The sequence below is a fragment of the Vibrio sp. B1REV9 genome (genome assembly GCF_905175395.2).
Classification (GTDB): domain Bacteria; phylum Pseudomonadota; class Gammaproteobacteria; order Enterobacterales; family Vibrionaceae; genus Vibrio; species Vibrio alfacsensis.
In genome coordinates this window covers 955,758-977,647 of record NZ_HG992745.1, presented here as the reverse complement: position 1 = coordinate 977,647, position 21,890 = coordinate 955,758, and the positions used below count along the sequence as shown (strand labels likewise).

10 protein-coding genes, 12 tRNA genes, 4 rRNA genes and 1 pseudogene are annotated in these 21,890 nt (G+C 44.4%); 15 read left to right on the top strand and 12 right to left on the bottom strand.

What is annotated here, in order from left to right; all coding sequences use genetic code 11:
* Nucleotides 1-87: 87 nt before the first annotated feature.
* Nucleotides 88-1,116: a TRM11 family SAM-dependent methyltransferase gene (locus KHN78_RS10070; protein WP_211915941.1), complete on the bottom strand. Its 1,029-nt coding sequence runs from the start codon at nt 1,114-1,116 to the stop codon at nt 88-90.
* Between the two features lie 11 nt (nt 1,117-1,127).
* On the bottom strand, nt 1,128-1,847 hold the full coding sequence (trmB, locus tag KHN78_RS10065) for a tRNA (guanosine(46)-N7)-methyltransferase TrmB (protein WP_211915940.1): 720 nt from the start codon (nt 1,845-1,847) through the stop codon (nt 1,128-1,130).
* Between the two features lie 203 nt (nt 1,848-2,050).
* On the opposite strand from trmB, the gene mutY reads away from it, so the two are divergent.
* The 14 genes from mutY to KHN78_RS09995 all read left to right on the top strand — a co-directional run bounded on the left by mutY (nt 2,051) and on the right by KHN78_RS09995 (nt 7,981).
* On the top strand, nt 2,051-3,127 hold the full coding sequence (gene mutY, locus KHN78_RS10060) for an A/G-specific adenine glycosylase (protein WP_211915939.1): 1,077 nt from the start codon (nt 2,051-2,053) through the stop codon (nt 3,125-3,127).
* A gap of 19 nt (nt 3,128-3,146) precedes the next feature.
* A complete protein-coding gene (locus KHN78_RS10055; protein ID WP_128810126.1) occupies nt 3,147-3,419 on the top strand; it encodes an oxidative damage protection protein in 273 nt (90 codons plus the stop codon).
* A gap of 82 nt (nt 3,420-3,501) precedes the next feature.
* Nucleotides 3,502-4,641: a membrane-bound lytic murein transglycosylase MltC gene (mltC, locus tag KHN78_RS10050; RefSeq protein WP_211916535.1), complete on the top strand. Its 1,140-nt coding sequence runs from the start codon at nt 3,502-3,504 to the stop codon at nt 4,639-4,641.
* A 100-nt stretch (nt 4,642-4,741) separates the two neighbouring features.
* Nucleotides 4,742-4,817 (top strand) — tRNA-Phe (locus tag KHN78_RS10045).
* A gap of 56 nt (nt 4,818-4,873) precedes the next feature.
* Nucleotides 4,874-4,949, top strand: a tRNA-Thr gene (locus KHN78_RS10040).
* Nucleotides 4,950-4,956: 7 nt separating this feature from the next.
* Nucleotides 4,957-5,032: transfer RNA gene (locus KHN78_RS10035), tRNA-Phe, on the top strand.
* A gap of 42 nt (nt 5,033-5,074) precedes the next feature.
* Nucleotides 5,075-5,150 (top strand) — tRNA-Asn (locus tag KHN78_RS10030).
* Nucleotides 5,151-5,239: 89 nt separating this feature from the next.
* Nucleotides 5,240-5,315, top strand: a tRNA-Thr gene (locus KHN78_RS10025).
* A 7-nt stretch (nt 5,316-5,322) separates the two neighbouring features.
* Nucleotides 5,323-5,398, top strand: a tRNA-Phe gene (locus KHN78_RS10020).
* 54 nt (nt 5,399-5,452) lie between these two features.
* A tRNA-Asn gene (locus tag KHN78_RS10015) sits at nt 5,453-5,528 on the top strand.
* A gap of 254 nt (nt 5,529-5,782) precedes the next feature.
* Nucleotides 5,783-7,408, top strand: coding sequence for a methyl-accepting chemotaxis protein (locus KHN78_RS10010; RefSeq protein WP_211915938.1), 1,626 nt, complete (start codon nt 5,783-5,785; stop codon nt 7,406-7,408).
* Between the two features lie 235 nt (nt 7,409-7,643).
* Nucleotides 7,644-7,719 (top strand) — tRNA-Phe (locus KHN78_RS10005).
* A 51-nt stretch (nt 7,720-7,770) separates the two neighbouring features.
* Nucleotides 7,771-7,846: transfer RNA gene (locus tag KHN78_RS10000), tRNA-Thr, on the top strand.
* 59 nt (nt 7,847-7,905) lie between these two features.
* Nucleotides 7,906-7,981: transfer RNA gene (locus KHN78_RS09995), tRNA-Asn, on the top strand.
* A 185-nt stretch (nt 7,982-8,166) separates the two neighbouring features.
* Here the strand turns inward: KHN78_RS09995 and KHN78_RS09990 are convergent.
* From KHN78_RS09990 to KHN78_RS09950, 9 genes and pseudogenes are all read right to left on the bottom strand, one after another.
* Entirely contained in the window at nt 8,167-9,603 is a 1,437-nt protein-coding gene (locus KHN78_RS09990) for an NAD-dependent succinate-semialdehyde dehydrogenase (protein ID WP_211915937.1), read from the bottom strand.
* A gap of 674 nt (nt 9,604-10,277) precedes the next feature.
* Nucleotides 10,278-10,354, bottom strand: a tRNA-Asp gene (locus tag KHN78_RS09985).
* 31 nt (nt 10,355-10,385) lie between these two features.
* Nucleotides 10,386-10,502 (bottom strand): 5S ribosomal RNA (rrf, locus tag KHN78_RS09980).
* Between the two features lie 18 nt (nt 10,503-10,520).
* Nucleotides 10,521-10,596 (bottom strand) — tRNA-Thr (locus KHN78_RS09975).
* A gap of 58 nt (nt 10,597-10,654) precedes the next feature.
* Nucleotides 10,655-10,771 (bottom strand): 5S ribosomal RNA (gene rrf, locus KHN78_RS09970).
* A 128-nt stretch (nt 10,772-10,899) separates the two neighbouring features.
* A 23S ribosomal RNA gene (locus tag KHN78_RS09965) occupies nt 10,900-13,803 on the bottom strand.
* 364 nt (nt 13,804-14,167) lie between these two features.
* Nucleotides 14,168-15,724, bottom strand: a 16S ribosomal RNA gene (locus KHN78_RS09960).
* Together the 16S, 23S and 5S rRNA genes with 2 tRNA genes alongside form the textbook arrangement of a ribosomal RNA operon.
* 551 nt (nt 15,725-16,275) lie before the next feature.
* Nucleotides 16,276-17,526 (bottom strand): HD-GYP domain-containing protein, encoded by a 1,251-nt coding sequence (locus KHN78_RS09955; protein WP_211915936.1) that lies wholly within the window; start codon nt 17,524-17,526, stop codon nt 16,276-16,278.
* Between the two features lie 224 nt (nt 17,527-17,750).
* Nucleotides 17,751-19,285 (bottom strand): annotated as a pseudogene (locus KHN78_RS09950) (GNAT family N-acetyltransferase).
* A gap of 199 nt (nt 19,286-19,484) precedes the next feature.
* Between KHN78_RS09950 and KHN78_RS09945 the strand changes: the two are divergent.
* Nucleotides 19,485-21,206 (top strand): DUF4955 domain-containing protein, encoded by a 1,722-nt coding sequence (locus KHN78_RS09945; protein ID WP_211915935.1) that lies wholly within the window; start codon nt 19,485-19,487, stop codon nt 21,204-21,206.
* A gap of 100 nt (nt 21,207-21,306) precedes the next feature.
* Here the strand turns inward: KHN78_RS09945 and KHN78_RS09940 are convergent, their stop codons facing one another.
* On the bottom strand, nt 21,307-21,603 hold the full coding sequence (locus tag KHN78_RS09940) for a hypothetical protein (RefSeq protein ID WP_211915934.1): 297 nt from the start codon (nt 21,601-21,603) through the stop codon (nt 21,307-21,309).
* Nucleotides 21,604-21,890 lie beyond the last annotated feature (287 nt).

Sequence of the window (21,890 nt, the reverse complement as noted above, 5' to 3'; positions counted from 1 at the left end):
TCACAAGAACCCAAATACCAGAACTCAGAGGTAAAAAAAGCCAACGCAGACGTTGGCTTTTCCATAGAGTTTGTTTTACTTTGTCGATTATGGTTTTATGGCCACAATGATATTGCGGTTAATCGACTGGTCAACACGGTGAAGATAACCGATGTAAGGCGCTTCGGAAAGTACCTTCCACCCTTGTTCTTCAAATAGAGCGGCGACGTCTTTCCACTTCAACGTAAACTCATTGAAAGACAACACCACTGAACCTTGCTTTTTCAATACCACTTTCCATGCAGGCAGAGCCTCTTTTAGAAGCTCAAGTGGGCTGCGGTTCAGCTTGCTGTCTTTGGCATTTTTGCTGCCGTGCTGCACGCCATAAGGCAAGTCAGACACCATCACATCTACCGAGTTTTTCTTCACAACTTGGTCAGCAATACGTGTATCTGCTGAGTACAGCTTCATTGTTTGCAGATTACCTTTGTTGTAATCGTCTTTGTCTGCTGCAGCCTCAACCACGAAGCCGTCTGCCACTTTTTTACCACCAGCAGTGCGCTTTTCTTTGCTCACTTTGTGCTTGAAGCGGCCGTTCTTCATGAACTTAACGATGAAGGTTTGGATCTCTTGAACCCATTTCTGGTTGATCTCAACACCCACAACATTCAAGCCGTGGATCAAACCTTCAAACAGTGTTGTACCTTTACCACACATAGGATCCATCAACGTCAATTGCGCACTGCCCGTGTTGGCAGCACTGACGCCTAGGTTCACCATCAAACGCGTAAACTGCTCGTTTGTTTTACCTGTGTAACGCAGGATCTGACTCATGCTCTCAGGGAAAGTATTGAATGCAGGCGCCTGAATTGGACGTAGCAGGCCATCTTCACGCACTTCAAACAGCGCATAATAGATAGATGACGCAGCAATCTTGCCTGCCTGTGCTTCACTCAGTTCTGTTTCACAAGAGAACACCAGTGCAGCAGGAAGACCCACATCTTTGTTGCCAATTTCAGTTACTTCAACACCTTCCGACTCCAAAATCGCTTTCAGCTCAGAACATGCAATCGTCATAGCGCTATCAAAGTAAATACGGTTATGACCCGGATTCGCTAATATCGCGTAGTGGTACATCTACTGGCTCCTTAAGCAGTACGCTTGAATTTGATATCCCACACACCGTGACCTAGACGGTGACCGCGAGCTTCAAATTTAGTCAGAGGACGTTCTTCTGGACGAGGAATGAAGTCGCCATCTTCTGCGATGTTTTCGAAACCAGGCGCTTGGTTCATGATTTCAATCATGTGTTCCGCGTAGTTTTCCCAGTCTGTCGCCATGTGGAAAATGCCCTCGTTAGGGATAAGCTTCTGACGAACCATTTCAGCGAACTCAAGCTGTACGATACGACGTTTGTGGTGACGTTTTTTGTGCCAAGGGTCTGGAAAGAACAGTTGTAGCGTTGTTAGGCTGCCATTTGGAATCATGTGTTCGAATACTTCTACCGCATCGTGACACATTACACGTAGGTTAGTGATACCTGCTTCGCGAGCATCTGCAAGACAAGCACCAACGCCTGGACTATGAACCTCGATACCGATGAAGTTTTTCTCTGGCGCGTTCTTTGCCATTTCAACCAATGAAGCACCCATACCAAAACCGATCTCTAGTACCACTGGGTTATCGTTGCCAAACACTTCTTTCCAATCAAGAAGTTCTGCTTTGTAGTCGATACCCATTGTTGGCCAGCACTCGTTCATCGCATTCTCTTGGCCCTTGGTTAGACGGCCTTCGCGACGCACGAAACTGCGGATTTTACGGATCATTTTACCGTCTTCGTTGTATTCGTTAGTGGTTACTTCACTCATTGATTTTGCCTGCACATTGATTAATCAAAGCGGGGATTATCCAAAGAATTCACTTAGGTGCAAGTATTTGTTGAGCTATCGAACTATGGCCGCCCAAAAGCAAACAAACCAGATAAAATATCCCCACAGTTTATCTGTTGTACTTATACCGCAATCTGTGGTGCAATTTTGCTCCTAACCAATAATAGAATACAGAGCAAGTCGTGACACCTTTCGCAAGCGCCATCTTAGAATGGTATGACGCATATGGAAGAAAAGATCTTCCGTGGCAACAAAACAAGACCGCTTACAGTGTCTGGTTGTCTGAAATCATGCTTCAGCAAACTCAGGTCACTACGGTTATTCCTTATTACCAACGCTTTTTAGAGCGCTTCCCGACCGTGGTCGATCTTGCTAATGCCGAGCAAGATGAAGTACTGCACCTATGGACCGGCTTAGGTTATTACGCTCGAGCTCGTAATCTTCACAAAGCCGCAAAAGAGGTCGCCCATAAATACAATGGAGAGTTTCCGCTAGACCTAGAGCAGATGAATGCCCTGCCGGGTATAGGCCGCTCCACCGCAGCAGCAGTTCTGTCGTCTGTCTATAAACAGCCACATGCGATATTAGATGGCAACGTAAAGCGCACACTTTCACGCTGCTTTGCCGTAGATGGATGGCCGGGACAAAAGAAAGTTGAAAATAAACTATGGGAAATAGCAGAAGCGCATACACCACAAACCGATGTCGACAAATACAATCAAGCTATGATGGACATGGGCGCAATGATGTGTACCCGCAGCAAACCAAAATGTACATTGTGTCCGGTCAGCGATCTTTGTGTAGCAAAGAAACAAGGCAATGTACTTGATTATCCCGGTAAGAAGCCGAAGAAAGACAAGCCAGTGAAGCAAACTCGTTTCGTCATGCTTCATTACAAAAATGAAAATGGCCATGAAGTGTGGCTAGAACAAAGACCACAAACAGGTATTTGGGGCGGGTTGTTTTGTTTCCCGCAAACCGAGCATATCGATGTTGAAAGCGATATTGAATTGCTGATAGAACAACGTGGTATTCCAACCTGCGATATTAAACATCAAGAGACACTGATTACATTCCGTCATACTTTCAGTCATTATCATCTCGATATCACTCCGATTTTGATTGACCTGTCAAAGCAACCCAATGTGGTAATGGAAGGTAACAAAGGTCTTTGGTATAACTTATCTAAACCTGAAGAAGTCGGTTTGGCTGCACCAGTAAAACTACTACTGGAAGCACTACCCCACGAACTTCGTTAATTAATTGCAAGGAGTCATTATGAGCCGCACTGTTTTTTGTGCTCGACTAAAAAAAGAAGGTGAAGGTTTAGATTTTCAACTTTACCCTGGTGAACTAGGTAAACGTATTTTCGACAATATTTCGAAAGAAGCGTGGGCTCAGTGGCAACACAAACAAACGATGTTGATCAACGAGAAAAAGCTCAACATGATGGATCCAGAGCATCGCAAACTGATCGAAACCGAAATGGTGAACTTCCTTTTTGAAGGTAAAGAGGTTCATATTGAAGGTTACACGCCGCCAAGCGAATAAGATAAATTTTTTTTAAAACAATGACATCACAACACCAATTGTGGTGTCATTTTTATATGCAGACTCAAAAACTTCTATCATCATGAAAAAACTAGCCCTTATTGCAGTCGCGGTGTTAATGGCAGGCTGCAGTCGTGAGTTTATTGAAAACATCTACGACGTGGACTACGAACCAACAAATCGGTTTGCCACTAACCTCGCGGAACTGCCAGGACAATTTGAAAAAGACACCGGAGCTCTGGATGCACTCATCCGCAGTTTTTCCGGCAATATTGAAAAGCGTTGGGGCCAACGTGAAGTTAAGGTGGCGGGTAAAAGTAATTACGTAAAGTACATTGATAACTACTTGAGTCGAGCGGAAGTGGATTTTCAAAAGGGGATGATAACCATTGAAACGGTTTCCCCTACAGAACCGCAAAAACATTTAAAAAACGCCATTATTACTACCCTATTGACGCCAGACGATCCGGCAAATGTTGATTTGTTTTCTTCTAAAGAGATCACATTAGAAGGGCAACCATTTCTCTATAACCAAGTTGTAGACCAAGACAAAAAACCGATCCAATGGTCTTGGCGCGCAAATCGATTTGCTGACTATCTGATAGCGAATAACGTCAAAACAAAAGATGTCGATTTCAAAAAAGCGTATTACGTAGAAATACCCATGGTCGAAGACCACTTCTCGCAACGTAGCTACCAATATTCAGATATTGTTCGTAGAGCCTCAACAAAATACGACATTCCTGAAGATCTCATTTACGCCATCATAAAAACGGAAAGTAGTTTCAATCCTTACGCGGTAAGTTGGGCTAACGCTTATGGGCTGATGCAAGTTGTGCCAACAACCGCTGGTAGAGATGTTTTTAAACTGGTCAAAAACAAACCAGGACAACCAAGCCCGGAATATTTATTTAATCCAGAAAACAATATTGATGCCGGGACAGCTTACTTTTACATTCTCAAAAATCGTTATTTGAAAGATGTTCGCCATCCAACCTCGTTAGAGTACAGCATGATTTCCGCATACAATGGTGGAACTGGTGGTGTTTTGAACACATTTAACCGTTCAGATCGAAAACGCGCGATGAACGATCTAAATTCTTTACAACCAAATCAAGTTTATTGGGCGCTCACAAATAAACACCCAAAAGCGGAAGCTCGTAGATACCTAGAAAAAGTTACAAATTTCAAAAGGGAATTTAACGCCAATCAAACTTTGTAGCAGCACTTGGACAAAAAGCACTCGAACAACCACTTTTTTGAAATTATTTAAAAAAAGTGGTTGACGAAATGCAGGAAAATCCGTTTAATAGCGCTCCGTTGCCCGGATAGCTCAGTCGGTAGAGCAGAGGATTGAAAATCCTCGTGTCGGTGGTTCGATTCCGCCTCCGGGCACCACGAATTAAAAGTCGTTGGTGCGAAGCACGAATGACAAATTGCAAAGAATATAAAGTGCCGACTTAGCTCAGTAGGTAGAGCAACTGACTTGTAATCAGTAGGTCACCAGTTCGATTCCGGTAGTCGGCACCATTCTTTTGCCTCGATAGCTCAGTCGGTAGAGCAGAGGATTGAAAATCCTCGTGTCGGTGGTTCGATTCCGCCTCGAGGCACCACTTTTGGTGCGCTTGCTTAAGCAAGACACAAAACAGGATAGTTCCTCCTTAGCTCAGTTGGTAGAGCGACGGACTGTTAATCCGCAGGTCGCTGGTTCGAGCCCAGCAGGAGGAGCCACTTTCTAGAGTTTCATCTCGATGAGATTCTGAAAAATGAAGAGTTTATCTCTTCTAAAAAAGCAGTATTGCTTAAAAAGAATATAGTGTGCCGACTTAGCTCAGTAGGTAGAGCAACTGACTTGTAATCAGTAGGTCACCAGTTCGATTCCGGTAGTCGGCACCATTCTTTTGCCTCGATAGCTCAGTCGGTAGAGCAGAGGATTGAAAATCCTCGTGTCGGTGGTTCGATTCCGCCTCGAGGCACCATTTTTGGTGCGTTTGCTTGATTTTAGATAATCGGCAAGACACAAACAGAATAGTTCCTCCTTAGCTCAGTTGGTAGAGCGACGGACTGTTAATCCGCAGGTCGCTGGTTCGAGCCCAGCAGGAGGAGCCACATTAGAAAGCCAAGTCTTAGGACTTGGCTTTTTTCTTTTCAGCTGCTTTCTACTTCCCTACTCATTCCGCTCAATACTCAGATTCAATATCCACTCTTATCCCGTCACTTACACTTATTTCACGATAAAAATTTAGACTAAATCATAATTTCACCGGTTCAACGCCAACGCTCCTGTACAAAGATCACCAGAAGAATTTATTATTAGCCTCTTTAAATATACAGTATGACGTTTCTATTATTGTGAGCCTACTATGAAACTAAAAACTCAAGCTTATTTCTTATCTGCAATCATATTGATTGCTCTACTTGCTCTGACGGCATCAGGACTTTGGACTCTTCGAGTTGCAAGCAATCTTGATAACAAAGCTCGAGTAACAGAACTATTTAAAAGTGCTTACAGCATTCTGACCGAAGTGGAAAAAATGGCCATCGAGGGCAAAATGTCAGAAAGCGAAGCTAAGGCCCTGGCAACTCGACTATTGAGAAATAATCTCTATAAAGATAACGAATATGTTTATGTTGCCGATGAAAATATGATGTTTATTGCCGCGCCACTTGATCCTCAACTGCACGGTACAAGCTTTCATGATTTCCGAGATGGAAATGGTAATAGTGTCGGTCAATTGATTGTAGATGTATTGGGCCATAGAACAGGTCAAATCGTTGAATACACTTGGACGCAGCAGTTACCAGACGGTACGATTGAAGAAAAGCACTCTATCGCAGAGAAGACGCCTCATTGGGGATGGGTTGTTGGTACAGGTATTGGATTTAATGAGGTAAACGCTCGCTTTTGGTCAACAGCGCAATGGCAACTCACATTATGTTTGGCTATCGCAGGGGCAATTTTGGGTGGTTTGATCATTTCTATTCGCAAAATGCTCAACCTTCTTGGCGGTGAACCAAATGACGTACGAAAAGCAGTACAAGCCGTAGCACAAGGCAATATCCAAATCACATTTGATACCGTTGCACCAAAAGGCAGTATCTACGACGCAGTACAGGATATGAGTCAATCTCTGGCTAAAATGGTCACTAATTTGGAAAGTTCAATGCATGATCTTCGATCTGAACTGTCAGCGGTAGAATCGCGCTCCAATTCAATTGCAGAGCTAACCATGTCTCAACAACAATCCACTGCAATGATCGCAACAGCAATGACAGAAATGGCATCTTCTGCAAATCACGTTGCAACCTCTGCAAGTGATACTGCAAACAATACCGACGAAGCTGACAAGCAGAGCCAACACACACAATCTCTCATTCACAGCACCGTTGACAATATCCAAGGTTTAGCAACGCAACTTAATACGGCTAGCCAAGCGGTTGCAGATCTGGATCAGGACGTAAACAGCATCGTTAAGGTTCTTGATGTGATCGGCGACATTGCCGAACAAACGAACCTCCTAGCGCTAAACGCAGCAATCGAGGCTGCACGAGCGGGCGAACAAGGCCGTGGATTTGCTGTTGTCGCTGATGAGGTACGTAACCTCGCAGGCCGCACACAAGACAGTACAAAAGAAATCCAGCTAATGATTGCAAACCTACAAGACGGTTCACGTAATGCGATTCAGACCATGGAGATCTGTGCAGAGACGAGTGAAAGCACGGTGACAGAATCTTTGAATGCGTCAGAGGCGCTTCAGCAAATTGTTACTGCACTTGAGTCTATATCTGAAATGAGTCAACAAATTGCAACCGCAGCAGCAGAACAAACACAAGTAAGTGATGACATTGCACATCGTATTAACTTAATCGAAGAGAGTGGTTGTCAATTAAACTTGGTCGTAAATGAGAGTCAAACCAGCACACAAACCCTATCCGCTTTAGCAAATGAACTGGAAGGTTGGGTGAAGAAGTTCTCCGTAAAGAACTAGTTTAATCATATTTAGTTAGACAAGAGCACGTTTTAGGACGTGCTCTTTTCATTTTAGACACCATTAACCGTATTAGGATTTATCATTCTAGTGTGCCTAAAAGCTTAAAATATGGTGTGCGACCATATTAAAATGCATAAAAACACCCCACTCCGAGCACAATTTCATCAAACGATATTTTATTTTAAATTTATTGTTGACCTAGAGACCAAAAAGCCTTTTAATACACCTCGTCGCCCGGATAGCTCAGTCGGTAGAGCAGAGGATTGAAAATCCTCGTGTCGGTGGTTCGATTCCGCCTCCGGGCACCACAATTTCTAGTTGTTGGTGCTTAGCACGAACGACAATAAAGAATACAATGTGCCGACTTAGCTCAGTAGGTAGAGCAACTGACTTGTAATCAGTAGGTCACCAGTTCGATTCCGGTAGTCGGCACCATTTATTCAGTGCGCTTGATTAGTTTTAAACTATTTTTAAGAAAGCACAAACAGGATAGTTCCTCCTTAGCTCAGTTGGTAGAGCGACGGACTGTTAATCCGCAGGTCGCTGGTTCGAGCCCAGCAGGAGGAGCCACTTTCGAAAAGCCGTATCATTTGATACGGCTTTTTTCGTTCTAAAAGAACTGGTCTTTATCACTTTTCACAAAATCAGCAATTCAATCAGTCCTAATATGAGAGAAGCCAGACTGACATCTCGCTCCCTCTTATCCTTTAATGGGTTATAACTATTAATAGGTTATAACTATGGGCATAAAAGCACTAATTTATCCCACCAAGACAAACATACTTAGTCTCTAAGTATTCCTCCATCCCTTGTTTTGATCCCTCACGCCCTATCCCTGACTCTTTGATGCCTCCAAAGGGAGCTACTTCAGTAGATATAATTCCCTCATTAACACCAACCATGCCATAGTCTAAACATTCACTGAATTTGATAATACGTTTCAAGCTATCTGTGTAGAAGTAACACGCTAATCCATACTCCGTATCATTTGCCATTGCGAGAACTTGTTCATCATTCTCAAACGTAATGATGGGCAAGACAGGTCCAAATAACTCCTGCTGAACAATCGCCATGTCTTGCTCGACATTGTCGAGTAAAACAGGCTCCATAAAGCGCCCAGGTAGCTTTTGAGGCTGGTTAATGATGAGAGCCCCCTCTTGCACTGCCTGATCGATATTTGCCTCCAGGCGATGCTTAGCAGCCATCGTGATAACTGGACCAAGTGTGATTGTTGGTTCCCGCCCATTACCAACCTGCAATGCAGATACTTTATCTAATAGGACTGCAACAAAATCATCTTTGATACTCTCGTGTACATATAATCTGTTGGTACATACACACGTTTGTCCTGCATTGCGAAATTTAGATGCAATCAATCCATTTGTGGCACTTTCTATATCTGCATCATCAAAGACAATAAAAGGGGCATTTCCGCCAAGCTCCATAGAGACAGCCTTTACTGTATCACTCGCTTGCTTTAATAGGATTTTCCCAACACGAGTCGACCCCGTGAAAGATATCTTCTTGATTCTTGGATCGGTACTCAGTATCTGGCCGAATTCCGCCGCTTGCTCAGAGATAACCAAAGATAATAACGCTTTAGGAATACCTGCTTGATGAGCTAAATCCACAACAGCAAGAGCCGTTAGCGGCGTTAATTCTGATGGCTTTACGATCATACCGCAGCCTGCAGCAAGAGCAGGAGCCGCTTTTCTAGTGATCATAGCAATAGGAAAATTCCATGGCGTAATCGCCGCACAAACACCTACAGGCTGTTTAATCGTAGACAAGCGTCTATCCATAGATGTTGCCGGAATAACCTCTCCATAAGCGCGCTTAGCCTCTTCTGCGAACCATTCCACAAAGGATGCACCATATGCGACCTCTCCGCGACTTTCTGTGAGAGGTTTCCCCTGCTCCAATGTGATAATAGTAGCGATATCTTCAGCGTGTTCTACAAGCAACTGAAACCAGTTTTTGAGTATCTGAGATCGTTGTTTCGCTGCCAACTTCGACCACTCTTGTTGTGCTGTTCTGCATTGTTCAATCTGTTCATCCAGTTCCGTTAGCAAACTTGGCTCTAAGCGAATCAGCGTCTCCTCTGTCGCAGGGTTAATGACTGCGATCCCCTCTGGTGAGGACAGGCTTTCAAATAATTTTTTTAATTTTGTACTACGTAATAGCTGGATCATTAGTTTGCACTCCAAGACAGACTGTTCTTAGAGTAGCCCTCACAGCCAATAAGAGTAAAGCAAACATAGTTTACTGATGTGTGCTCATCAGTTTGTCTGTTCTTTGCCTCTCCTAAATCACGTTTTCAGACGTATTTCCAAAATATCTTAGTAGCAAACGCTCGATATGATAAAGACTTAGTATTGCTGCAATAACGCACGTTTAGGGTTTTGCTGCAACAAATAGGAGAAAGGCTGGCGGACTGAAGATCGTCAGGGCTTGTATTCAAGCAGGACTCATTGGTCAAAGACCAAGTTTATGCATATACGAAAAAGCCTCAGCATTGCTGCTAGTGCTTCGTCTGAATAAATAGCGAAGCGGCCGGGCTTGCGTTCAAGCGGGGCTCGTTGGTCAACCACCAAGTTTATACATATACGAAAAAGCCCCAGCATTTCTGCTCGAGCTTCGTCTGAATAAATGGCGGGACGGCCGGACTTGCGTTCAAGCGGGACTCGTTGGTCGAAGACCAAGTTTATACATATACGAAAAAGCCCCAGCATTGCTGCTAGGGCTTTGTCTGAATAAATGGCGGGACGGCCGGGCTTGCGTTCAAGCGGGACTCGTTGGTCGAAGACCAAGTTTATACATATACGAAAAAGCCCCAGCATTTCTGCTAGGGCTTTGTCTGAATAAATGGCGGAGCGGACGGGACTCGAACCCGCGACCCCCGGCGTGACAGGCCGGTATTCTAACCAACTGAACTACCGCTCCGCACTGGTTAGACTCTGGAGTCTAAATAAGAACCTGGCAATGTCCTACTCTCACATGGGGAAACCCCACACTACCATCGGCGCTACTTCGTTTCACTTCTGAGTTCGGAATGGAAATCAGGTGGGTCCAAAGTGCTATGGTCGCCAAGTAAAATTCTGTTTGTGAATGGTGCTGATACCCAGAATCGAACTGGGGACCTCATCCTTACCAAGGATGCGCTCTACCGACTGAGCCATATCAGCATCAAATGTCCTTTTCGGACCAAAATCCCGTACTATTGACCGGATCTTTTTAATTAAAGCCTGGCGATGTCCTACTCTCACATGGGGAAGCCCCACACTACCATCGGCGCTATTTCGTTTCACTTCTGAGTTCGGAATGGAAATCAGGTGGGTCCAAAATGCTATGGTCGCCAAGCAAATTCTGTCTTTTTACTTCCACTTTTTTAAAAAGTGAAAACAAAAAGTTTGGAAAGCTGTTTCTGTGTTCTCTACACAATCAAGTCTGTTCTTGCTTTGAGTCCATCAAAACCCTTTGGGTGTTGTATGGTTAAGCCTCACGGGCAATTAGTATCAGTTAGCTCAATGCCTCACAGCACTTACACACCTGACCTATCAACGTCGTAGTCTCCGACAAAACCCTTTAGGATACTTAAAGTATCAGGGAGAACTCATCTCAAGGCTCGCTTCCCGCTTAGATGCTTTCAGCGGTTATCGATTCCGAACTTAGCTACCGGGCAATGCGTCTGGCGACACAACCCGAACACCAGAGGTTCGTCCACTCCGGTCCTCTCGTACTAGGAGCAGCCCCTTTCAATTCTCCAACGCCCACGGCAGATAGGGACCGAACTGTCTCACGACGTTCTAAACCCAGCTCGCGTACCACTTTAAATGGCGAACAGCCATACCCTTGGGACCGACTTCAGCCCCAGGATGTGATGAGCCGACATCGAGGTGCCAAACACCGCCGTCGATATGAACTCTTGGGCGGTATCAGCCTGTTATCCCCGGAGTACCTTTTATCCGTTGAGCGATGGCCGCTTCCATTCAGAACCACCGGATCACTATGACCTGCTTTCGCACCTGCTCGAATTGTCATTCTCGCAGTCAAGCGGGCTTATGCCATTGCACTAACCTCACGATGTCCAACCGTGATTAGCCCACGCTTCGTGCTCCTCCGTTACTCTTTGGGAGGAGACCGCCCCAGTCAAACTACCCACCAGGCACTGTCCGCAACCCCGATAAGGGGTCGACGTTAGAACATCAACACTACAAGGGTGGTATTTCAAGGACGGCTCCACAGATACTAGCGTACCTGCTTCAAAGCCTCCCACCTATCCTACACATGTAGGGTCAATGTTCAGTGCCAAGCTGTAGTAAAGGTTCACGGGGTCTTTCCGTCTAGCCGCGGGTACACTGCATCTTCACAGCGATTTCAATTTCACTGAGTCTCGGGTGGAGACAGCGTGGCCATCATTACGCCATTCGTGCAGGTCGGAACTTACCCGACAAGGAATTTCGCTACCTTAGGACCGTTATAGTTACGGCCGCCGTTTACCGGGGCTTCGATCAAGAGCTTCGACCGAAGTCTAACCCCATCATCAATTAACGCTTCCGGCACCGGGCAGGCGTCACACCGTATACGTCATCATTACGATTTTGCACAGTGCTGTGTTTTTAATAAACAGTTGCAGCCACCTGGTATCTGCGACTCTCGTCAGCTCCATCCGCAAGGGACTTCACCATCAAGAGCGTACGCTTCTCCCGAAGTTACGGTACCATTTTGCCTAGTTCCTTCACCCGAGTTCTCTCAAGCGCCTTGGTATTCTCTACCCGACCACCTGTGTCGGTTTGGGGTACGATTCCTTACAATCTGAAGCTTAGAGGCTTTTCCTGGAAGCATGGCATCAATGACTTCACTACCGTAGTAGCTCGACGTCGTGTCTCAGCCTTAGAAAGAGCCGGATTTACCTAACTCTTAAGCCTACGCACTTGAACCTGGACAACCGTCGCCAGGCCCACCTAGCCTTCTCCGTCCCCCATCGCAATTGTAAGAAGTACGGGAATATTAACCCGTTTCCCATCGACTACGCCTTTCGGCCTCGCCTTAGGGGTCGACTTACCCTGCCCCGATTAACGTTGGACAGGAACCCTTGGTCTTCCGGCGAGGAGGTTTTTCACCCCCTTTATCGTTACTCATGTCAGCATTCGCACTTCTGATACCTCCAGCATGCTTTACAACACACGCTTCAACGGCTTACAGAACGCTCCCCTACCCAATGAAGTAAACTTCATTGCCGCAGCTTCGGTTTATTACTTAGCCCCGTTACATCTTCCGCGCAGGCCGACTCGACCAGTGAGCTATTACGCTTTCTTTAAATGATGGCTGCTTCTAAGCCAACATCCTGGCTGTCTGAGCGCTTCCCACATCGTTTCCCACTTAGTAATAATTTGGGACCTTAGCTGGCGGTCTGGGTTGTTTCCCTCTCCACGACGGACGTTAGCACCCGCCGTGTGTCTCCCGGATAGTACTTACTGGTATTCGGAGTTTGCAAAGGGTTGGTAAGTCGGGATGACCCCTAGCCTTAACAGTGCTCTACCCCCAGTAGTATTCGTCCGAGGCGCTACCTAAATAGCTTTCGGGGAGAACCAGCTATCTCCAGGTTTGATTTGGCCTTTCACCCCTAGCCACAAGTCATCCGCTAATTTTTCAACATTAGTCGGTTCGGTCCTCCAATTGATGTTACTCAATCTTCAACCTGCCCATGGCTAGATCACCTGGTTTCGGGTCTATATCCAGAGACTGAACGCCCAGTTAAGACTCGGTTTCCCTACGGCTCCCCTAGATGGTTAACCTTGCCACTGAATATAAGTCGCTGACCCATTATACAAAAGGTACGCAGTCACAGGACGCAATGCCTGCTCCTACTGCTTGTACGTACACGGTTTCAGGTTCTATTTCACTCCCCTCACAGGGGTTCTTTTCGCCTTTCCCTCACGGTACTGGTTCACTATCGGTCAGTCAGTAGTATTTAGCCTTGGAGGATGGTCCCCCATATTCAGACAGGATATCACGTGTCCCGCCCTACTCGATTTCACTGAATGTGCGTTGTCGACTACGGGGCTATCACCCTGTATCGCCGGACTTTCCAGACCGTTCGTCTAACGCATATCAAAGCTTAAGGGCTAGTCCAATTTCGCTCGCCGCTACTTTCGGAATCTCGGTTGATTTCTTTTCCTCGGGGTACTTAGATGTTTCAGTTCCCCCGGTTCGCCTCATTAACCTATGAATTCAGTTAATGATACTAGCTTATGCTAGTGGGTTTCCCCATTCAGAAATCCCAGACTCAAATGGTTGTTACTACCTAATCTGGGCTTATCGCAAGTTACTACGTCTTTCATCGCCTCTGACTGCCAAGGCATCCACCGTGTACGCTTAGTCACTTAACCATACAACCCCAAAGAGTTTCAGAAGAAATCTTGAGTTTGTTGTTTAAACAACCAAAGTTGCTATCTCATTATTTGAATGAGCGAGATAGCTATCGATTTTGCCGGACTCAAATATGTTTTGCTTTCGCAAAACCCAAGAACACTTGAATGTGTTTTTGTGTATTCATCGAAATGAATACTTTGAGAACTTTACAAACAAACGCTTATCTATTTAAGACAAGATTTGTTTTTTGTCAGCTTTCCAAATTGTTAAAGAGCAATAATAGCTCGAAGCTTTCGCTTCAAAACCATCAATCTGTGTGGACACTCATCGAGACTCATTTGTCTTCACTTTAAAAAGTGAAAGCAAACTATCCGTATCGTATAAGGAGGTGATCCAGCGCCAGGTTCCCCTAGCGCTACCTTGTTACGACTTCACCCCAGTCATGAACCACAAAGTGGTAAGCGTCCTCCCCGAAAGGTTAAACTACCTACTTCTTTTGCAGCCCACTCCCATGGTGTGACGGGCGGTGTGTACAAGGCCCGGGAACGTATTCACCGTGGCATTCTGATCCACGATTACTAGCGATTCCGACTTCATGGAGTCGAGTTGCAGACTCAATCCGGACTACGACGCACTTTTTGGGATTCGCTCACTTTCGCAAGTTGGCCGCCCTCTGTATGCGCCATTGTAGCACGTGTGTAGCCCTACTCGTAAGGGCCATGATGACTTGACGTCGTCCCCACGCTTCCTCCGGTTTATCACCCGGCAGTCTCCCTGGAGTTCCCGACATTACTCGCTGGCAAACAAGGATAAGGGTTGCGCTCGTTGCGGGACTTAACCCAACATTTCACAACACGAGCTGACGACAGCCATGCAGCACCTGTCTCAGAGTTCCCAGAAGGCACACCTGTATCTCTACTGGCTTCTCTGGATGTCAAGAGTAGGTAAGGTTCTTCGCGTTGCATCGAATTAAACCACATGCTCCACCGCTTGTGCGGGCCCCCGTCAATTCATTTGAGTTTTAATCTTGCGACCGTACTCCCCAGGCGGTCTACTTAACGCGTTAGCTCCGAAAGCCACGGCTCAAGGCCACAACCTCCAAGTAGACATCGTTTACGGCGTGGACTACCAGGGTATCTAATCCTGTTTGCTCCCCACGCTTTCGCATCTGAGTGTCAGTATCTGTCCAGGGGCCGCGCTTCGCCACCGGTATTCCTTCAGATCTCTACGCATTTCACCGCTACACCTGAAATTCTACCCCCTCTACAGTACTCTAGTCTGCCAGTTTCAAATGCAATTCCGAGGTTGAGCCCCGGGCTTTCACATCTGACTTAACAAACCACCTGCATGCGCTTTACGCCCAGTAATTCCGATTAACGCTCGCACCCTCCGTATTACCGCGGCTGCTGGCACGGAGTTAGCCGGTGCTTCTTCTGTAGGTAACGTCAAATCCATACGCTATTAACGCATGAACCTTCCTCCCTACTGAAAGTGCTTTACAACCCGAAGGCGCTTCTTCACACACGCGGCATGGCTGCATCAGGCTTGCGCCCATTGTGCAATATTCCCCACTGCTGCCTCCCGTAGGAGTCTGGACCGTGTCTCAGTTCCAGTGTGGCTGATCATCCTCTCAGACCAGCTAGGGATCGTCGCCTTGGTGAGCCCTTACCTCACCAACTAGCTAATCCCACCTAGGCATATCCTGACGCGAGAGGCCCGAAGGTCCCCCTCTTTGGCCCGTAGGCATCATGCGGTATTAGCCATCGTTTCCAATGGTTATCCCCCACATCAGGGCAATTTCCTAGGCATTACTCACCCGTCCGCCGCTCGCCGCCCAACAAATCCTCCGAAGATTCAATGTTGTCGCTGCCGCTCGACTTGCATGTGTTAGGCCTGCCGCCAGCGTTCAATCTGAGCCATGATCAAACTCTTCAATTTAAGATTTTGTTCGGCTCAATGAATACTGACTTCAAAACTGCTCTTACTCGAAAGTAAGAAGTAATTTTAAAGCTATTATCGTTCCAACAGAACGATAATGAATTGACTGTGCCAAGTCTTTCGACTCGTTTGGTCACTCAGTTCATTGAAACCTAATTTGATACCGCTTTCCGTTAAGAAAAGAAATATCTAATTGGATTATCATCAACGAGTGCCCACACAGATTGATAGGTTCTTATTTTTAAAGAGCTTGCTTTGTTCGAAAACTTTCTCTCAAAGCGGAGGTGCATTCTAACGAGATAATTGAGAGTAGCAAGTACTTTTTCAATTTATTTTCTCAGAAGCTTTTTACCTCTCCGACATTGCTGAAGCCTTATCGCATCTGCTGTGTCGGTGGATGCGCATTATAGGGAGTTACTTTTCTTTGGCAATACTAAATATGCATTTTTTTCCAAAAAAAGCATCAACCGAACACTTTGCATCCAACAAGAAGAAAAGAGCAAAATAACACTCAGGGTTTACACAGATTATTCACAAAAATCTGTGGGTAACTATTCGTCACTATCAAAGAAATACGATATTCGAGAGCGTGGATTAATATACTCTTTTACTTTATCTGGGAGTTTCGACGGATGAATCGCCTTAACTATCTTAATATCTTTGGATGCAAGCTCAATAATCGGTGCTTGAGTGCGCGGTACCGTCGGGTCGTACACCAATACATTGGGATATAACAAATGGGAGTCGTTTACCGAGATCACCAAGCCAATCATGTTATTTGAAAGTTGAACCACCGTTCCTGGCGGGAATACTCCCATAAACTTGATTAAAATATTGAGGTTTTCTTCTTTATATAGATGTTTACAATTCTTATAGAGATGAGAGAGCGCGGTGTAAGGGATTTTCTGTTCCGCGACAACCGGCGTATGGCACAAGTTGTCAAATGCATTAGCAACCATGATCACCTGAGTCAATTCACAGATCGCATCTCCTTTTAATCCCTCTGGATAACCTGAACCATCATTTAACTCGTGATGCTGAGCAATAACGGTTTTTGCACTATCCGGAAAGCAGTCAATCTCATTAGCGATGTCTAAGCCATACTTTGTATGTAACTTGAGGTAGTTACTTTCAGGTTCAGTCAATGGCTGTTGTTTTCTCAATATCGCTGTGGGAATCTTAATTTTCCCCATGTCATGAAACAGCGCGGCAAAAGACAGAGCTTTCAACTTCTCAGCTGAATAGCCTTTTGCTCTGCCAATCATCATAGCGATGACCGCAACATTTAGAGAGTGAAAGTAAACATCTTCAAATTCATTCTTACCATTCATAAGGTGCAGCGTGACATTGTCGTCAGACATCAACTTATCAACAATGTCATCAATTAACTGCTTAGCTTCATCTACGGCATCAATAGGACGATTACGTATTTTCATCATCACCGCTCGCATACGTGCAAGCGAGCGCTCAAATTCTTTTTCGCACTTAATCACACGACGACGATAAGCATTGAGCTTTTCAATACGATTTTGCTTTTCTTGCCATAACTTTTGAGCTTCTAAATCTAGCGATTCATCTGTAGAAACATCTTCCTGTGGTTGGTTTACAGGTAAAGGCGATGCGTCACTTTGCTCGGGGTTAAAGTAGACAAACTTAATGCCAAGATGACGGATCATTTCTACTTGTTGATGATCTTTAATTTTAAAGCTATTCAGTAAGAAAGGATGATCATTCCATTTTAGAGGAAGGCGAATATGTAAGCCGGGTTGTATCCGGTCCACTGTCAGTTTTAATGAAGCCACTGTATTAACAAGATTCTCGTTATAATTCTCAGCTCAGAATGTTAGTGAATTCATTCAACTAAATCATCTACTGGAAGACGATTAATGCTCTCTCTGTGCTTCCTATCAAAGAACCAAAAAATTAGGCCACAAAACTTGTGGCCTAGAACGCGCAATATGTAACGAGAAGAGCAATAAAGGAGATGAAACATACTCTTTGCTATTTCAACTCATCCAATTCCTCATTATTGCCCTTTTGCCTGTGTAAACCCACCGTACAGATCCAAACGCCTGTGACGTAAATTTGTGACAGAACCCTCTGTGTTCAGTTGTTTTAACTTGGTTAAGTCAACATCGGCAAAAATGATCATTTCTGTATTCGCATTCGCTTCAGTTAACGTTGCATCATGCGGAAAGTAAATGTCAGATGGAGAAAATACTGCTGACTGCGCATATTGAATATCAACATTGTCCACCCGTGGCAAATTACCAACACTTCCGCCAATCGCGACATAACACTCATTCTCTATCGCTCGAGCTTGAGAACAAAGACGGACGCGTTGATAACCATTTTTCGTGTCCGTCCAAAAAGGAACAAAAATGATCTGAACGTCTTGCTCCGCCATCATTCGACCGAGCTCTGGGAACTCACTGTCATAGCAGATCAAAATACCGATTTTACCTGCGTCCGTTTCAAAGACTTGTACTTGATTACCACCATCAATCACCCAATCTTTTTCTTCATGCGGTGTAATATGGATTTTGTACTGAGCATTAATTTGACCATCTCTCTGTAATAGATAAGCAACATTAAACAGTTTCCCATCTTCAATTACGGGCATACTTCCAGCAACAATATTGATGTTGTAGGTCACCGCCATCTGAGAAAAGCGTCGTTTTATCTCGTCACTAAAACTCGCCAAAAAGCGAATTGCTTCCACTGAGTTTTGGTCTTTTTTCAGTCCCATAAGTGGCGCATTAAAAAACTCAGGGAACAAGGCAAAGTCCGCTTTGTAATTGGCGAGCGATGATATGAAAACTCAGCCTGCTCTAAAAGATCGTCCAAATCATTCATGGCTCGCATTTGCCATTGGACAACGCCAATACGAACGAGGGTCTTTTCGACATCATGGATTGATTCGATATCTTCTTCATAAAAGAAATTATCCCACTCCAATAAGGTGGCATAACCTTTTGATGCATCATCCTCTGGGAGGTATCCACGCATGATACGTTTGACGTCAAAGCCATTCGCTAATTGAAAAGAGAGAATAGGATCATGCAGTTCACGGCGTTTTACTTTATCGATGTAATCCGCGACAGAAAACTCGTCAGAATATTTGTGGTAATTGGGAATACGTCCACCAGCTAAAATTGCTTTGAAGTTTTTACTTCGGCACAACTCTTTACGTGCATCATAAAGCCGTCGCCCTAAACGAAGCCCGCGATAATCAGGATGAACAAATACATCAAGTCCGTACATTGCATCGCCCGTAACTTGGTTCTGAATAACGTTGTTTTCCGTGATGATGTCTGTATATAAATGAGGAAGCGAAAAACGGTTGTAATCAACTTTTATCGTCAGTGCCGCGCCCACAATTTTCCCATTGTCTTCAATGCAAATCTGCCCATCTGGAAACTGGTGAATCAGGTCCATAATCGTCATTCGAGGCCAAGAACCTCCAACATCGTGAAATACAAGATCCATTAATTCTGCAAGCTCTGAGTAATCTACCGCTTCAATCGTTCGTAGAGAGAGTTTGGGCGTGTTGCTGTCCATTTTAGATATTCCATTATTCATTCAGTAGTGCATGACCGAGAATGTCACAAAAGGAAAAAATCAGATATATAAGATCATCACATATATGAATTTATAGTGTGACGGCTCACTACTAAACATTTCAAAAATCTTCATTTAATGCAAAGTTTCAGATAAAAACACAAAAACAAAAGAAAATGAAAGAAGTAGTGGAAATGCCATGCATAAAAAAATTTACTCTTTATTGATAGTAGCCTCTGTTACTACAACAGCAACCGCATCTGAAAGCACATCTCAATACTGGCAAAACTATTTAGCGAGCAGAAACGCCAATAGCGATCTCATTGATGTTAACAAATACGAGCTAGATGGATTGATTCCACCTAATTTTTCGTATGCAGGCTACCAGACAGGGATTAACCCCTTACCTCAAAATATTGAGCCTAGCTATAAGGTGTTCAACATACTCGATTTTGGGGCCATTGCTAACGACAACATAAGCGATAAACCTGCTTTTCAACGTATGGCAAAGGCCGTTTCAGAGTATGTCAAAAACGGGACAAATGGTGCGGTCTTTTATGTTCCAAAAGGACGTTACATAATCAATTCAGCCTCTGACAATCAACTAATTGATAAAAAAGACAAACAACAAATCACTCACCATCAAACCATCCGGATTATTGGCAGTAACATCGTAATAAAGGGCGATGGTACCGACAAAACCATTCTTGTCATGAAAGATCATTTATTTCCAGAATCAGAAAGTAAGATGTGGTCAACGCCTTACCTAGTTCAAGTTGGAGGGGATAAATCTAAATTTAAAACCGCCACTACGACAAAGGTAGTGAAAGACGCAATTCGAGGCAGTAGCTTTGATGTATATGTGGCCGATGCAAGTACTTTTAATGTTGGAGACTATGTTGAACTTGAGGGCAACATTTCTAATCAGGAACGAATAAAAGAAGCGATTGATCCTTATAAATTTGAACGAAACAAACAAGGAAAACCACTTTGGGCCGCTCTTGCAGCCAATCTACGCAAACTCGAAAAGCACCGGATTATCGCGATCAATGGCAATCGAATGACCTTTGATGTACCTATTGCCCATAACATCATCGCTCAAGACACATGGACCGTATCAAAAATAAACCCTGCGGCTAATATTGGTATCCAAGATTTAAGTTTTGAGGGTGCTTGGAATGGCGATTTTATCCATCACAAAAATGCTATTCACGACAGTGGTTATAGTTTTCTCCGATTATCGCTTGCTGTAGATAGCTGGATTAAAAACGTGAAAATCACGAACTTTAGCCAAGGGATACAGGTCGCTAACTCATTCAACACCACGGTGCAAGACATTACCTTAACGGGTAATCCAGGCCATTTAGCTCTGTCCATTTTATACGGAAACCACAACCTAATTAAGGATGTGAATGATTCGGCTCATACATGGCATGCTCCAGGTTTATCAAAGTTTTCTACCCACAATGTCATTTTGCGTAGCCAATATTCGCCAAAGATGGGGCTAGATTTGCATGGTGCTCAATCTATGGATAATTTATTTGACAATGTGAGAGGCGGATTTGTAAAAGGACATTGGGGAGCCGCTGTGCAGAACCAACCAAATCACCTGAAAGGCTTATATCTGTGGAATGCTGAAAACTTAGGGGAGTCGAACAAAGATCTCTACTTTATGTCCAGTGATGGCAAATACGGCAAATTAATCATGCCGCACTTAATTGGTTTACATGGCAATCCATTACAGGTGCAATCCCAGCGAGAATACATGCTGGCTGCAACGCAAAAGCAATGGGCTGAGTACAAACACTTACCAGCGCCAAACGTTGCCCAAGCATATATCGAATCAAACGGTAAGCGAGTGTTTCCAGAATCACTGTATGAAGCGCAACTAGACTACCGACTATCTCTAAAAGAAAAGTAATTATAACGCGTCACAAACAACAAAGCCTCGGGTTGTACCGAGGCTTTGTTCTATCTTATTTCTTCAATTTTATTCGATGAAGAGACCGTGCATTTTCCAATTAGAACAATGCCTGTACACCATCAAATAGCATATTTAACCCACTAACTAAAAAGAAAATACCTTTCACTGCATTCCAAAGCCTTTTAGGTACTGATTTGTTATACAGCGCTCCAGCACAAAAAAGAGCGCCAATAAGTGAACATAGAATTCCCCACATAAAATCATCTATCACGGGAGTGAAGATCACCGCATCATGTATGCCTTCGGTGATGAATTTATACCCTACCACGCTCACAAAGCCGAGAAGCCCAATAAGTACGATAAATTTAATTAATAGCGTTCTGTTACTTGTCATTTTGTACTCAGCTAAAGGCTATATCTTGTTAGCCATCAATATCATCCAAATGGATCATAAGGAAAGAACTACGAGGGGCTTTTATATTGGAGCAGATACAACAAAGTCCCGACTTTCGTCGAGGCTTTGTCATTTAAATATGGTACCGGTAGGCGGACTTGAACCGCCACGCCCGAAGGCAACGGATTTTGAATACCTCACATGGTCTTTTAACTAGCTGTATTTACTAGGATACTGTTGGATATAAAAGACCATGGAATGGGATTGTGTTGGATCTACATTACATG